This is a genomic window from Mycolicibacillus koreensis (assembly GCF_002104795.1).
Taxonomy (GTDB): domain Bacteria; phylum Actinomycetota; class Actinomycetes; order Mycobacteriales; family Mycobacteriaceae; genus Mycobacterium; species Mycobacterium koreense.
Map to the genome: position 1 here is coordinate 1 of NZ_NCXO01000039.1, position 14,811 is coordinate 14,811.

Genomic DNA, 14,811 nt, shown 5'->3' on the forward strand with positions numbered 1-14,811 from the left:
CCGCCCGACCCCGCCCAGCCGGCCTGGAACACCCAGCGCGGCTCGGCGATGCCGGCCTACCGGTACCGGCCGTTCGCCGAGGAGGTCGAGCCGATCCGGCTGCCCGACCGCACCTGGCCCGACACCGTGATCGAGCGCGCGCCGCTGTGGTGCGCGGTGGATCTGCGCGACGGCAACCAGGCGCTGATCGACCCGATGAGCCCGGCCCGCAAACGCCGGATGTTCGACCTGCTGGTCGCGATGGGTTACAAGGAGATCGAGGTCGGCTTCCCGTCGGCCAGCCAGACCGACTACGACTTCGTCCGCGAGATCATCGACGGTGACGCCATCCCCGCCGACGTCACCATCCAGGTGCTCACCCAGTGCCGCGACGAGCTGATCGAACGCACCTTCGCCGCGTGCGCCGGCGCGCCGAACGTCATCGTGCACTTCTACAACTCCACCTCGATCCTGCAGCGCCGCGTGGTGTTCCGCGCCGACCGGGCCGCGGTCACCGAGATCGCGGTGGCCGGGGCGCGAAAATGCCTGGTCGAGGCCGCCAAATATCCGCAGACGCGGTGGCGCTACGAGTACTCCCCGGAGTCCTACACCGGCACCGAACTCGAGTACGCCAAACAGGTGTGCGACGCGGTCGGCGAGGTGCTGCAGCCGAGCGTGGACAACCCGATGATCGTCAACCTGCCGGCCACGGTGGAGATGACCACCCCCAACGTCTACGCCGACTCGATCGAGTGGATGAGCCGCAACCTCGCCCGCCGCGAGGCGGTGATCTTGAGCCTGCACCCGCACAACGACCGCGGCACCGCGGTGGCCGCCGCCGAACTCGGCTACGCCGCCGGTGCGGACCGCATCGAGGGCTGCCTGTTCGGCAACGGTGAACGCACCGGCAACGTCTGCCTGGTCACCCTCGGGCTGAACCTGTTCTCCCGCGGGGTGGACCCGCAGATCGACTTCGCCAACATCGACGAGATCCGGCGCACCGTCGAATACTGCAACCAGCTGTCGGTGCCCGAACGGCACCCCTACGGCGGGGACCTGGTCTACACCGCGTTCTCCGGCAGCCACCAGGACGCCATCAACAAGGGCCTCGACCAGATGAAGGTCGATGCCGACGCCGCCGACGCCGACGTCGACGACATCCTGTGGCAGGTGCCCTACCTGCCGATCGACCCCCGCGACGTGGGCCGCACCTACGAGGCGGTGATCCGGGTCAACTCCCAGTCCGGCAAGGGCGGGGTGGCCTACATCATGAAGGCCGACCACGGGCTGGTGCTGCCGCGCCGCCTGCAGATCGAGTTCTCCCAAGTGATCCAGGCGCTCTCGGAGGGCACCGCCGGGGAAGGCGGGGAGGTCTCCCCGAAGGTCATGTGGGACGCCTTCGACCAGGAATACCTGGCACCGGTGACGCCGCTGGAGCGGATGCGCCAGAAGGTGGTCGCCGCGGAGACCGACGACGGCACCGACACCATCGAGGCGGTGGTCAAGGTCGACGGCGTCGAGACCACCATCACCGGGTCGGGCAACGGCCCGCTCGCGGCGTTCGTCGACGCGCTCACCGACGTCGGGTTCGACGTCGCGGTGCTCGACTACTCCGAGCACGCGATGAGCGCCGGGGAGGAGGCGCAGGCCGCCGCCTACGTGGAGGCCGACGTCGGCGGCGCCACCGTGTGGGGGGTCGGCATCGCCTCGTCGATCACCACCGCGTCGCTGCGCGCGGTCGTCTCGGCGGTCAACCGGGCCGCCCGCCGCTGAGCCGCGCCGGGACTGCTCAGAACAACGCGCCCTGCACCGCGGCGGGGGTGGTGTCGATGAACTCCTCGACCGCCACGCCGGGGCGCACCGCGGACAGCGCGGCGAGGAACTCCGCGTCGCCGAGCAGCGGCACACCGGACTCCACCGCGGTGAACCCCTTGCCCTGCGCGGGGCGCGGATCGTTGCACAGCACCAGCGAGGTCTGCGCGTCGACGGCGTCGCTGTAGGCCAGCCCGGCGTGCAACAGCCGTTCGACCAGCTCGTCGTGGCGGCGGGTGCACTCCGGCGCCAACGCCACCCGCATGCCCTGCACCAGCGGACGGCCCGGGACGTAGCGCCCCGGGTTGACGAACGGGCCGGGCTGGCGGGCCGCCCACTTCTTCAGCGGCTCCAACGCGGCGTGGGTGACGTGCCCGTTGGGCCAGCGCTGCCGGCTGACCGGCCGCACCGGCAGCCACACGTCGCGTTCGCGGGCACGGCGCAGCATCGGGTCGAGCACCCGGGAGAGCACCAGCGCGTCGTCCAGGGCGTCGTGCGCCTTGGACTGCGGCACCTGAAGGTGTGCGGCGAGGGTCTCCAACCGCAGGTTGTCGAGCCCCAGGTCCAGCCGACGCGCCAGGTCCACCGTGCACATCACCGTGTCGACCGGCAGCGCGGCGCCGACCAGTTCGGCCTCCGCGGTCACGAACGCGTAGTCGAACGCCGCATTGTGGGCGACCAGGGTGCGTCCGTGCAGCACCTCGGCGACCTCGCCGACGATGTCGGAGAACCGGGGCGCCCCGGCGAGCATCTCGGCGGTGAGCCCGTGCACGTGGGTGGGGCCGGGATCGACGCCGGGGTTGAGCAGGCTCACCACCGAGCGCTCCACCTGCCCGTCGACGTCGAGGGCGAGCACCGCGATGCTGAGCACCCGGGCCCGGTCCGGCCGGAACCCGGAGGTCTCCACGTCGAGAACCGCCCAGCCCGGCCAGCCCGCCGCGCTCTCGGACGGCGGACGGCCCCACCCGGTCACCGCGGCCACCTCATGGCTCGAGGATGGCACGCCCGGCCGACACCGGCCGGTATTACCGGTTCGTGCTCGGCTGTGTCGCGCCCTAAACTCAGCCGGGTGGTGAGCGTGCGTGGCCGACTGGCCCTGGCGGCCGGGTCGGCCGCCCGCTGGGCGTCGCGGGTCACCGGCCGCGGCGCCGGGTCGATGATCGGCGGACTCGTCGCGATGACGCTGGACCGCTCGCTGCTGGCGCAGCTGGGCCGTGACCGGCGCACCGTGATCATCACCGGAACCAACGGCAAATCCACCACCACCGGGATGGTGGCCGCCGCCCTGGCGGAACTCGGCGCGGTCGCCACCAACTCCGAGGGCGCCAACATGGACGCCGGGTTGATCGCGGCGCTGGCCGCCGAGCGCGCCGCCCCGGTCGCGGCCCTCGAGGTCGACGAGATGCACGTGCCGCACGTCGCCGACGCGGTGGACCCGGCGGTGATCGTGCTGCTCAACCTCTCCCGCGACCAACTCGACCGGGTGGGCGAGATCAACACCATCGAACGGGCCCTGCGGGCCGCGCTGGCCCGCCACCCCGACGCCGTGGTCGTCGCCAACTGCGACGACGTGCTGGTCACCTCCGCCGCCTACGACCACCCGCGGGTGGTGTGGGTGGCGGCCGGGGGCGCCTGGTCGGCCGATTCGGTGAGCTGCCCACGCAGCGGCGAGGTCATCGTGCGCGACACCGCCGGCTGGCACTCCACCGGTGCGGATTTCCGCCGGCCCGCCCCGCAGTGGTGGTTCGACGAGCAGAACCTGTACGGCCCGGGCGGCGTGGTGCTGCCGATGCGGCTGGCGCTGCCCGGCGCGGTCAACCGCGGCAACGCCGCGCAGGCGGTCGCCGCGGCGGTCGCCGTCGGGGCGCACGCCCCCGCCGCGGTCGCCGCGGCCGGCACCGTCGATCAGGTGGCCGGGCGCTACCGGAGCCTGCAGCGCGGCCCGCACACGGTGCGGATGCTGCTGGCGAAGAACCCGGCCGGCTGGCAGGAGGCACTGGCGATGGTCGACCCGCACGCCGTCGCGGTGGTGATCGCGGTCAACGGGCAGGTGCCCGACGGGGTCGACCTGTCCTGGCTGTGGGACGTGAACTTCGAACACTTCACCACCGCCGACACCACCGTGGTGGCCGCCGGGGAGCGCGGCACCGACCTGGCGGTGCGCCTCGGCTACGCGGAGGTCGCCCACACCCTGGTGCACGACCCGGTGGCCGCCATCGACTCCTGCCCGCCGGGAGCCGTCGAGGTCGTCGCCAACTACACCGCGTTCCTGCAACTCAACCGGGCCCTGGAGCGACATGGCTGACTCGACGACCGGGGCCGGCGGGCCCGACTCGACGGTGCGCATCGGGCTGGTGCTGCCCGACGTGATGGGCACCTACGGCGACAACGGCAACGCGGTGGTGCTGCGCCAGCGGCTGCGCCGCCGCGGCATCGCCGCGCAGATCGTGACGATCACCCTGGATGAGCCGGTCCCGGACTCGCTGGACCTCTACACCATCGGCGGCGCCGAGGATTATGCGCAGCGGCTGGCCACCCGCCATCTGCTGCGCCACCCCGGTCTGCAGCGCGCGGTCGCGCGGGGCGCACCGGTTCTGGCGATCTGCGCCGCCGTCCAGGTGCTGGGCCAGTGGTATGAGACCGCCGCCGGTGAGCGGGTCGACGGGGTGGGGCTGCTGGATCTGACCACCAGCCCGCAACCGGCCCGCAGCATCGGCGAGGTCCTCGCCCAACCACGCCTGCCGGGGCTCACCGAGACGCTCACCGGATTCGAAAACCACCGCGGCGGCACCGTGTTGGGCCCGCAGGCCACCGCCTTGGCCGCGGTGCTCCGCGGTGACGGCAACCGGGCGGGCCAGGGCGCCGAGGGCGTCGAAGGCGCGGTACAGGGCAGCGTCGTCGCCACCTATCTGCACGGTCCCTGCCTGGCCCGCAACCCGCAACTGGCCGACCTGCTGCTGAGCCGGGTGGTGGGGGAGTTGGCGCCGCTGAAGCTGCCGGAGGTGGCGTTGCTGCGCCAGGAACGGCTCAGCGCCCGCTAGCGATCGCCGTCGTCGTGCGCGGTGCGCTCGCCGGACACCGGAGCGAAACCCGCCGGGGGCGCAATCAAGGTGGCACCGAACAACTCCCGGGCCCGCTCGGCGAGGACGCGCACCTCGTCGAGTTGACGCTGCAGCAGCGAATCAGCCACGACGCCGACGCTACCGTCCGGGGCCGGGCGGAACAATTCAGCCGCGGTGGCGACCGGGCCGGGCGTGGGGGAAGAAAAGTCGCGGCGATGAATTGACGGCCCCGACCGGACGGTCGGATACTGAGACGATGCCGCGGCCGGCCAGGCGCACGCAGCTAGACGACACCGATCTCGTCGAGTCGGTTCTCCGCGACCTCCGCGACGCCGCCCACCGCTGGGAGGCGTTGGTCGCCGAGGCGCAAACCACCACCTACAGCGTCGATCTCGGGGACATCCAGGCCGTCGTCAACGCCGACGGCCGGCTGATCGACCTGACCCTGCATCCCGCGGTCACCACCACCTACACTCACACCGAACTCGCCGACCGCCTCAACGTCGCCTTCGACGCGCTGCGGCGCGAAGCCCAAGCCGACAACCGGGCACGCTACGGCGGGCCGCTGCGATGAGCACCGACCCGCTCAGCGAGGCGCTGGTGCTGCTCGCCCGCGGACACCGCCTCTACGCCGACCCGGTCGAGGCCGCTGAGCCCACCCTGCCCAACGTGCCCGCCGCGACCGCGCCGCCACCGGCGGTCGGCGAAACCCCGCGGCAGCGGCGACTGGCCGCGCTGGGAGCGCAGTCCCACGCCGCCGACCGGCGCCTGCGGACGCTGCTGCGTCGCGCGCACACCGAGCAGCGTGGCGGCTACCGCCAGAGCCGCGCGATGCTCGACGAGGCCCGCGGTGATGCGATGCCCGCCGTCGACACCCCGCTGGGGCGTCGGGAAGCGCTGCGCCGCATGGCCGCACGGCTACACGCCCAACGCCGGCGCATCGCAGCGTCGCGCCGCCGCGCCCACCGGCTGGCTCGTCATCTGCGGCGGCTGCACTACCCGGGAGGGCCGCGCCGCCGCACCGCGGCGCGCCGGCTGCCGACCTCGGCCGTCGACTACACCCGTCGGCCACGGCCCGGGCGCCTCGACCACCACATCGCGGCGGCACTGGACCGGTTGGGCATCGTCGACCCGGCGGCGCGGCGACGCTGGACGCACGGCTATCGCACCCTGATCGCGCGTGAATCGTCCGGGCGGGCCACCGCGGTGGCCGGTGCGCCCGCCGCCGCGCCCGGACCTCTGCAGGCCGACGGCTATCGCCTCGGCTACGCCCGGGGCCTGACCCAGACCCTGCCCGCCACCTTCGCCCACTACCACCAGCCCGGAACGCCCGCGTCCATCTACGACCCGGTCGCCAACATCTGCGCCTCGATGAACTACGTGATGGCCCGCTACGGGGTTCATCCCGACGCGGCCAACCTCGCCGCCCTGGTGCAGCAGGCCGACCCGAGCCGCCCGCCGAAGGGCTACTGACCGTGCCCCTGACCCTGTCCAACCGCGACCAGAACTCCGGTCACCTCTTCTATCACCGGCGGCTGGTCGCCGCGATCACCCGTTTCTCGGTGCGGATGCGGCACGACGACCGCAAACAGCAGGCCGCCGTCGCGCTGTCCCTGGTGTTCGTGATGATCGGGGTGGGCTGGATGACGCTGCTGCACTGGTTGAAACCGGCCGGGCTGATCGGTGATGCCGCCGTGCTCGGCAACCGGGACACCGGGCAGATCTACGCCCGCCTCGACGGGCGGCTCTACCCGGCGTTGAACCTGACATCGGCGCGGCTGGCGGTGGCCGCACCCACCGATCCGACCTGGGTCACCGCCGCGGAGATCGCCCGGTACCCCACCGGGCCGCTGATCGGGATCCCCGGCGCCCCCGACGAGTTGACGACCACCGCACCCGGCGTCGTCACCTGGAGTGTCTGCGACACCGCGCATCCGCAAAGTGCGCACCCGCCGACGGTGACCAGCATCGCCGGAGACCTGCCCGCCGGGGACCGGTCGCGGGTCCTGGGGGCCGATGAGGCGCTGCTGGTGGGCCACGGCGAGGACACCTATGTGCTGTGGGCGGGGCATCGGGCCCGACTGGATCCCGGCGACCGGGCGCTGACGTTCACCCTCGGCCTGGACCCCGACCACGTCGCCGCCGTCGCGCTGTCGACGGCGCTGTTCGACGCGATACCGGCCGCCGGAGCGCTGGTGGTGCCGACCGTCCCCGACGCGGGCGCCCCGAGCCGGTGGGTGCCCGGCGCTACGGTGGGCACCGTACTGGCCACCCGCGACGTCACCGACGCGGTGACCGGGTTGTATGTGCTGCTCGGTGACGGGGTCCAGCCGGTGAGCCGGTTCGTCGCCGACCTGCTGGCCACCGCGGCCGGCGGCTCCACCCCGCGGATGATCGACGCGGGTCTGCTGGTGCGGATCCCGACCGTCGAGGTGCTCGACGTGGCCGACTACCCGCCGAGCAGGCTGCAGTTCGTCGACCCGGACGCCAATCCGGTCACCTGCCTGTCGTGGCGCCGGGCGCCCGGCGACCCGGCCGCCACGGTGACCGTGCGCAGCGGGCGCGGCCTGCCGGCCGCCGCCGACGAGGACCGCCGGGTGGTGACCTTGGTGCGCAACGACCGCGCGCCGGGATCGGTGGAGGCCGATCGGACGCTGCTGCTGCCCGGTGCGGCCCGTTTCGTGGCGACCACCAGCGCCGCGGTCGGCGCCGACACCCGCGAGAGCCTGTACTGGCTTTCCCCGCAGGGGGTGCGGTTCGGGATCGGGTGGGATCCGGTCACGCTGCGGGCCCTCGCGCTGGACCCGGCCGATGCCGCACCGGCGCCCTGGCCGCTGCTGCGCACCTTCGCCGCCGGCCCCGCGCTCAGCCGTGCCGATGCGCTGGTCGCCCGCGACACCGTGCCGGCGTCGGCGGCGACCGCGGTGCGCACCGACGACGACGGCGGTGAGCGATGACCAAACGCGGCTTCGTGCGCGGTGAGCGTGCGGCGGTTCCGGTGGTGCCGCCGACCCGGGTGGCCGTCGCCGCGCCGCTGGCCCTGCCGGAGCGCGAACCCCGCAACATCCTGCTGATGATCGCGATCCCGGCGCTGCTGGTCGGCATCCTCGGCACGCTGGTCGTGATGTACGCCTCGGGCGTGCGCACGATGCGCTCGGGGTTCTTCCCGATGATGGGACTGGCCGGATTCGGCGCGTTGATGTTCAGCGGCCGGCTCGGCCGCGGGCGCCGGATCAGCTGGGGTGAACAGGAGAAGGCGCGCCGCAGCTATCTGCGGCAACTCGACGACGACCGCGACGAGGTTCACCGGGCCGCCGACCAGCAGCGTCGAGCCCAGCGGTTCGTCCACGCCGAACCGGCCGCCCTGCACCGGCTGATCGGCGGTCCGCGGATGTGGGAGCGCCGCCCCGGCGACCCGGACTTCCTCGACGTCCGCGTCGGGATCGGCGTCCAGCAGGCCGGCGACGCCGCGGTGTCACTGCAATGGCCGGAGATCCCGGTCGCCGAGGAACTCGAACCGGTCACCGGTGCGGCGCTGCGGGACTTCATCGTCGAACAGAGCACGATCCGCGGGATCGGCAAGGTCGTGAGCCTGCGCTCCCAACCGGGATTCAGCGTCCTCGGCGCCGACACCGAGCAGCAGCATCAGCTGCTGCGGGCGATCCTGTGCGCACTGGCGGTCTACCACAGCCCCGACGAGTGCAAGATCCTGGTCGTCACCCGCCGCCCGGAGCGCTGGCGCTGGCTGGTGTGGCTGCCGCACGCCTGGCACGACACGCTGGTCGACGGGTGCGGCCCGCGCCGACTGATCTTCACCGGCCCCGCCGACCTGGAGGACACCCTCGACGCGGAGCTGCACCGCAAGGGCCGCGGACCGTGGCAGCCGCCCAGCGCCGCCAGCCCGCTGACGGTCGGCACCGCGCTGGAGGCGTCCACCGAGGCGACGATCGGCCCGCACTGGCTGATCGTCGACGACAACACCGGCAACCCCGACCAGTGGGAGGCGGTGACCGGGCAGAAGGGGATGGTCGGGATCACCGTGGTGCGCCTGGCCGGCCGGGCCGGCCCCGGGGTCGGGTTCGGTGACGACCAGCGGTTCACCCTGCGGCAGGGCCGCCTGTACCGACGGGACGTGTTCTACGCCGTCGCCGATCTGCTCACCGCGACCGCCGCCGCCCGCTGCGCCCGCGCCCTGGCTCGCTGGGCCCCACAGGCCCCCGGCGTGCTGGCCACCCGTCGCCGCCCCGGCGGGGAACTGCTGCGGTCACTGGGCATCGACGACCCACGCCACCTCGACGTGCGACGGCTGTGGGCGCAGAGCCGCAGCCGCGGCGACCCCCAGTGGGCGATGGTGCCGGTAGGGGTGCGCCCCGACGGCGAGATCCAACACATCACGCTGCGGGCCAAGGACTTCGGTGGCTTCGGGTTCCACTCGGTGGTGATCGGCACCTCCGGGTCGGGCAAGTCGGAGTACTTCCTCTCACTGTGCAGCGGGATCGCTTTGACCCATGCTCCGGAGACGTTCATCGTGATCTTCGTCGACATGAAGTTCGAGTCCGCCGCCCAGGACCTGGAGGGGTTCCCGCACGTGGCGGCCTCGTTGTCGAACCTGGGCAACGACGAACGCCACCTGGCCGACCGGATGCGCAAAGCGGTCAACGGCGAGATCGTGCGCCGCTACCGGCTGTTCAAGGACGCCGGGGCCCGCGACGCCAACGAATACGAGGAGATGCGCCTCGCCGGCCGCGACCTGGAACCGGTGCCGATCCTGCTGGTCATCATCGACGAGTACCTGGAGTTGTTCATCCACCACCCGGACTGGATCGACCTGGTCATCCACATCGGCCAGGAGGGCCGCGGCTGCAACGTGTTCTTCACCCTCGGCGGGCAGCGCCTCGACCTGTCGTCGCTGAGCAAAGCCAAGAGCAACATCGCGTTCCGGGTGGCGCTGCGCGCCGAGACCGCCGAGGACTCCCGCGATGTGATCGGCAGCGACGCCGCGCTGCACCTGCCGTCGGCGGAGAACGGCCACGCCCTGCTGAAGGTGGGTCCGCGGGATCTGGAACCGTTCCGATGCTTTTATGTCTCCGCGCCGTTCGTGGTGCCCCGCACCCCGACAGCGCGCCCCGGCGACGCCGGCCCGGCCGATGCGCGCCCGCGGTTGCTCACCGCGACCGCTCAGCCCGGGCCGGCCGGCGTGGCGGCCGCAACGGCCGAGCCGGCAGAACCCGATCGGCCGGATGAGTTCCTGCTGCATGCCGACGGGTTTCGCCGCAAGAAGATCGTCGACGTAATCCGGGAGGCGCTCGCCGCGCAGCCCGCCCGTCCTCCGCACCGGATCTGGCTTCCGCCACTGGAACACAGCGCACCGGTCGATGCTCTGGTCGAGGCGTGGCGCGGGCGGCCGTGGCACGTCGACTACGGCGAGAACCCCGGGCTGGTGTTCCCGGTCGGCATCGTCGACATCCCCGAGGAACACGACCAACGGGTGCATGTGATCGACGCCGAGATGGACAACATCATGGTGGTCGCCACCGCGCAGCGCGGCAAATCCACCACGCTGATGACGCTGATGACCGCCGCAGCACTGCTGTACCCGCCGCGGCGTGTCACGTTCTTCTGCGTCGGGGCGGCCCTGTATGCCGTCGAGGATCTCCCGCAGGTCGCCGGCGTGGTCAGTCTCTCTGACACCGAAGGGATCTCGCGCACGATCGCCACTGTCGAAGGCATCATCCGTGCGCGGGAGATGGCGTTCAAACGCCACCAGATCGACATCGCCGAGTTCCGGGCCCGCCGGTTCGGGTCGCACCCCGGCGACACCGATCCCGACGACAAGTTCGGTGATGTCTTCCTGGTCATCGACAACTACGGCGACCTTTACGAGAAGGATGCGCTGCTGGGCGACCGTGCAATCGCCGTTGCGCGCCAAGGACTGTCCTACGGGGTTCATGTGATCACCAGTGCCACAGCCTGGTTCGTTGGGCAGAAGCAGGGGCTGCTGAACGTGTCGAACGCGCGCATCCAGCTGCGGCTGTCCAACCCCGATGAATCTCAGATGGGAAACGGGCTGGAACGACGCAAGGCCGCCCGCAACACCGTGGACCGTCCGGGCTTCGGGCTCACCGCCGCCGGCTGTGAACTGCTGGTCGGCGTCCCGGAACTGAGTGCTCCCGACGGTGCGACGGTGCCCACCCGGCAGATCGGCGCGGTGCTCACCGAACGCACCGGGGTGAGCAGGGTGGAGCGGCTCGCGCGGCTACCGCAGCGGATCACGTTGCGCCGCGTCCTCGCCGCCTTCACCGGTGCCCCCGCCGTCGATCCGCTGGCGGTGGCATTCGCGATCGGGGAGAGCGCGCTGCAGCCGGTGGCCCTGCCGCTGCGAACGCTGCCGAACCTGCTGGTCATGGGGCGGCAGGGGTGCGGCAAAACCACGACGCTGGCCGCGCTGGGTCACGCGATCATGAGCCGTTTCACCCCGGAGCAGGCGCAGATCACCATCATCGACCCCAAGACCGCGCTGATCGGGATGGTCCAGGGTCCGCACGTCGGCGGCTACGCCTACACCGCCGACGACATCGATGCTCTGCTCGACGACCTGGCCGCGACGGTGCGCCGCCGCTTGCCGCCGGCGGGGCTGAGCCAGCAGGAGTTGCTGGCGCGCCCGGACTGGCAGGGACCGCGGCAGTTCGTCCTCATCGACGACGAGCAGGAGCTGCGCCCGCACGGGGGGATCGGCAAACCTGCGGCCACCGCGCCGCTGTGGGGGGTGCTCGAACGCAGCCGGGAGATCGGACTGCACGTGATGGTGGCGCGTCTGCCCGGCAACTGGGTCGCCCAGGCGGTGATGAACCCGCTGCTGCAGAAGCTGACCGGCACCCGCGCCCCCACCCTGTTCATGGACAACGACCCGGCCACGGTGAAGGTGTTCGGCCGCATCAGCGCCCAGCAGCTGCCGCCGGGGCGCGGCCTGCTGGTCACCGCCGAGGGTGCGATGGAGGGGGTGCTGGTGGGCACCCCGCCGCGCTGAGGGACTCAGCGCGCACACGAACCGGGGTGTACCAACAGGGCCGGCCACAGCGCGGTCGCCAACCCGAACTCGACCAGGTCGAAGCCGCTGTTCTGCGGGGACCGCTCGGCTAAGAGGGTGTGCACCCGATCCAGGCTCTCCGGCTGGCTGAACGTCACCACCAGCCCGATCAGCATGTAGGGCACGACCAGCCAGACCAGCGCCTCGAGCACCGCGTCGACCCGCACCGGTCGCGCCAGCAGCGCCTGCAGCCGGGCCCTCCTGCCCGACGGGCTGGGCGCGCTCATCCGGGCCCGCACAGCGGGGGGAAGACCAACTGCACCGGCCAGGACGCGATCGCGGCGAGCAGCGACGTCGCCAACCGCGGCCCCGCCAGCCCGACGAAGAGTTCACCGTGCAGGATCGCCCACACCACGCCGAGACCCAGATACGGCAGCGCCACCGCCAACGCGCACACCACCCATTCGATGAGGCTGAGTTGCGCGGCGAGCAGCCGTCGCACCGCGGCGAGCAGGACGGCACCTCCTCCGGCGGGCGGGCGATACGCCCCCCAACCTACCCGCGGTCAGGTGGGCTGACCGTACTCGTCGAACCAGTAGGCCAGTTTGCCGCGGCGGCTGACGGCGCGCAGTCGTCGCTCGGCGGCCTCCCGGGTCGGCGGGTTGGTGACCACCAGCAGCTCGTCGCCGGCCTTGATGCGGGTGTCCGGTTGCGGCACAAAGCTGTGCCCGTCGCGGATGATCAGCGTGATCACGCTCGGATCGGGCAGCCGCAACTCCAGGATCGTGACGTTGCGCAGGCGCGACTCCGGCTGCACCGTCATCGTCAACAGCTCGGCCTCCAACACGTCCAGGGGCGCGGACTCCACGTGGATTTCGCGGGCGGCGTCGCGTGACATCAGTCCCAGTCGTCGCGCCACCACGCTCAGGCTGGGGCCCTGCACCAAGGTGAACACCACGACCAGGATGAACACGATATTGAGCAGCCGCTGGCTGTGATCGACGCCTTCGACGATCGGGAACGTCGCCAACACGATCGGTACCGCCCCGCGCAGCCCCGCCCACGACAGGAAGATCTGCTCGCGCCACGGCACTTTGAACCACACCAGACAACCCGCCACCGACAGCGGCCGCGCCACCAGCAACAGCACCAGACCCACCCCGAGCGCGGGCAGGATCTCGCCGGGCAGGTTGCGCGGCGTCGCCAACAGCCCCAGCAGCACGAACAGGCTGATCTGGGCGAGCCAGGCCAGGCCCTCGGCGAACGAACGGGTGGCCGAGCGGTGCGGCAACCGGAAATTGGCCAGGATCATCCCCGCGACGTAGGCGGCGAGAAACGAGCTGGCGTGCGCGGTTCCGGCGGCGGCGAACGCGACCATCCCCACCCCGAACGTGGCGATCGGGTAGAGCCCCGAGGCCGGCAGCGCGGCGTGGCGCAGTGCGAACGCGCCGACGAAACCGCAGCCGATGCCGATCGCCGCGCCGACGGCCAACTCGAAGACGATCTCGATGATGGTGTCGGCCACCGACACCGCGAACGGGGTGGCGGAGAACATCAACACCAGGATCGCGGCCGGCGGATCGTTGAACCCGGATTCGGCTTCCACCAGACCGGCCAGCCGCCGCGGCAAGGGCAGCAGCCGCAGCACCGAGAACACCGCCGCCGCGTCGGTGGAGGAGATGATCGCCCCCAGCAGCAGCGACAGCTGCCAGTCCATGCCCAGCAGCAGGTGCGCGCCGGTGGCGGTGATCGCCGTGGAGATGCCCACCCCGGCGGTGGCGAGCACCCCGGCGGGGGCGAGCACGCTGCGGACTTCGGCGAACCGGGTGGTCAACCCGCCCTCGACCAGGATGATGCCCAGCGCGGCCATCCCCAGGTCGCGGGCCAACTCGTAGTTGTCGAAGACCAGGCCCAGCCCGCCGTCGCCGATTCCCATGCCGACCGCCAGGAACAGCAGCAGGCTGGGCAGGCCCACCCGGCTGGCCACCCGGGTGCCCACGATGCTGGCCAACAGCACCAGACCGCCGGCCAGCAGCGCCAGGTACAGCTGCTCCATGGTCATGTCTATCCCCGCTCATGCCGGGCCCAGGGGTTCCCGCTGGCCGCGGGTGGCAAGGCCACCGGAGTTGTGTGGTGCCATAGGGTGAACGGCACCGCCCTTTGGTGGGGCTGCGGTGTCAACTCTAGCGGTCGGGTGGGGGCGTCGGCGAAGATGGGGCGGGATGAGTAAACGGGTGATGCGCATCGTCATCGGCGGGGCCGGCGCGGTCGGCCGCTCGGTGGCCCGCGAACTGGTCGACAACGGTCACAAGGTGCTGCTGATCGAGCAGAAGGCCGATCACTTCGACCCGCGGGCGGTGGCCGGCGCGGAGTGGCTGCTCGCCGACGCCTGCGAGTTGGCGACGCTGGAGGAGTGCGGACTGACCGCCTGCGACGCGCTGATCGCCGCCACCGGCGATGACCGGGCGAACCTGTCGATGGCGCTGATGGCCAAGACCGAGTTCGCGGTGCCGCTGGTGGTGGCCCGGGTCAACGACTCGCACAACGAGTGGCTGTTCACCGGGGTGTGGGGTGTCGACATCGCGGTGTCCACCCCGCGCGCGATCGTCGGCGGGGTGGAGGGCGCCATCGATGTCGGGCACCTGGTCCATGTGATGGGGCTGCGGCAAAGTCAGGCCAACCTCACCAAACTGACCCTGCCGCACACGAATTCGTGGGTGGGTCAGCGGGTGTGTGACGTGGTGTTGCCGGACAACACCGCGCTGGTGGTGGTGCTGCGCGACGACACCCCGATCCTGCCGAGCTCGACGGAGATGCTCGCCCCCGGCGATGAGCTGCTGTTCGCGGTGAACAGCGCCGCCGAGCACCGGATCCGCGCCATCATCGAAGGGCGGGCCGACCAGCGCCCGCAGGTGACGCCGGGCTGACGCG

Annotated in this window: 13 protein-coding genes; 8 read left to right on the forward strand and 5 right to left on the reverse strand. The window is 71.9% G+C overall.

The window, feature by feature from the left end; genetic code table 11:
* The coding region (leuA, locus tag B8W67_RS15420) for a 2-isopropylmalate synthase (RefSeq protein WP_109561801.1) at positions 1-1,752 on the forward strand (1,752 nt) is incomplete at its 5' end.
* Between the two features lie 16 nt (positions 1,753-1,768).
* On the opposite strand, the gene B8W67_RS21145 is transcribed toward leuA, so the two are convergent.
* Positions 1,769-2,764 (reverse strand): DEDDh family exonuclease, encoded by a 996-nt coding sequence (locus B8W67_RS21145; protein WP_372507423.1) that lies wholly within the window; start codon positions 2,762-2,764, stop codon positions 1,769-1,771.
* Between the two features lie 96 nt (positions 2,765-2,860).
* Here B8W67_RS21145 and B8W67_RS21150 point away from each other — a divergent pair, with 96 nt between their 5' ends.
* Both B8W67_RS21150 and B8W67_RS15435 read left to right on the forward strand, forming a co-directional pair.
* Positions 2,861-4,096 carry a Mur ligase family protein gene (locus tag B8W67_RS21150; protein WP_069391758.1) on the forward strand — a complete coding sequence of 412 codons (1,236 nt, stop codon included), beginning with the start codon at positions 2,861-2,863 and terminating at the stop codon, positions 4,094-4,096.
* Positions 4,089-4,832 carry a type 1 glutamine amidotransferase gene (locus B8W67_RS15435; RefSeq protein WP_069391703.1) on the forward strand — a complete coding sequence of 248 codons (744 nt, stop codon included), beginning with the start codon at positions 4,089-4,091 and terminating at the stop codon, positions 4,830-4,832. The genes B8W67_RS21150 and B8W67_RS15435 overlap by 8 nt, the downstream gene beginning before the upstream one ends.
* Here the strand turns inward: B8W67_RS15435 and B8W67_RS20935 are convergent.
* Positions 4,829-4,981 (reverse strand): hypothetical protein, encoded by a 153-nt coding sequence (locus tag B8W67_RS20935; protein ID WP_165607776.1) that lies wholly within the window; start codon positions 4,979-4,981, stop codon positions 4,829-4,831. The two genes, B8W67_RS15435 and B8W67_RS20935, sit on opposite strands and share 4 nt — an antisense overlap.
* 128 nt (positions 4,982-5,109) lie before the next feature.
* Here B8W67_RS20935 and B8W67_RS15440 point away from each other — a divergent pair, with 128 nt between their 5' ends.
* The 4 genes from B8W67_RS15440 to eccCa are packed head-to-tail and all read left to right on the forward strand — an operon-like array spanning position 5,110 to position 11,880.
* Positions 5,110-5,427, forward strand: coding sequence for a DUF2710 family protein (locus tag B8W67_RS15440; RefSeq protein ID WP_069391704.1), 318 nt, complete (start codon positions 5,110-5,112; stop codon positions 5,425-5,427).
* Entirely contained in the window at positions 5,424-6,326 is a 903-nt protein-coding gene (locus B8W67_RS15445; protein WP_069391705.1) for a transglycosylase SLT domain-containing protein, read from the forward strand. Before B8W67_RS15440 ends, B8W67_RS15445 begins: the two co-directional genes overlap by 4 nt.
* A 2-nt stretch (positions 6,327-6,328) precedes the next feature.
* Positions 6,329-7,810, forward strand: coding sequence for a type VII secretion protein EccB (eccB, locus tag B8W67_RS15450; protein WP_085304872.1), 1,482 nt, complete (start codon positions 6,329-6,331; stop codon positions 7,808-7,810).
* A complete protein-coding gene (eccCa, locus tag B8W67_RS15455; RefSeq protein WP_085304873.1) occupies positions 7,807-11,880 on the forward strand; it encodes a type VII secretion protein EccCa in 4,074 nt (1,357 codons plus the stop codon). The genes eccB and eccCa overlap by 4 nt, the downstream gene beginning before the upstream one ends.
* A gap of 5 nt (positions 11,881-11,885) precedes the next feature.
* On the opposite strand, the gene B8W67_RS15460 is transcribed toward eccCa, so the two are convergent.
* From B8W67_RS15460 to B8W67_RS15470, 3 genes are all read right to left on the reverse strand, one after another.
* The gene (locus B8W67_RS15460; RefSeq protein ID WP_069391708.1) at positions 11,886-12,167 is read right to left on the reverse strand and encodes a hypothetical protein; all 282 of its coding nucleotides are present in this window, start codon (positions 12,165-12,167) and stop codon (positions 11,886-11,888) included.
* Entirely contained in the window at positions 12,164-12,382 is a 219-nt protein-coding gene (locus B8W67_RS20940) for a hypothetical protein (protein WP_084228617.1), read from the reverse strand. Before B8W67_RS20940 ends, B8W67_RS15460 begins: the two co-directional genes overlap by 4 nt.
* Positions 12,383-12,445: 63 nt before the next feature.
* Complete coding sequence (locus tag B8W67_RS15470) at positions 12,446-13,942, reverse strand: potassium/proton antiporter (RefSeq protein WP_069391710.1); 1,497 nt, start codon at positions 13,940-13,942, stop codon at positions 12,446-12,448.
* Between the two features lie 175 nt (positions 13,943-14,117).
* Between B8W67_RS15470 and B8W67_RS15475 the strand changes: the two genes are divergently transcribed.
* Entirely contained in the window at positions 14,118-14,807 is a 690-nt protein-coding gene (locus B8W67_RS15475) for a potassium channel family protein (RefSeq protein WP_069391759.1), read from the forward strand.
* Positions 14,808-14,811: the final 4 nt, after the last annotated feature.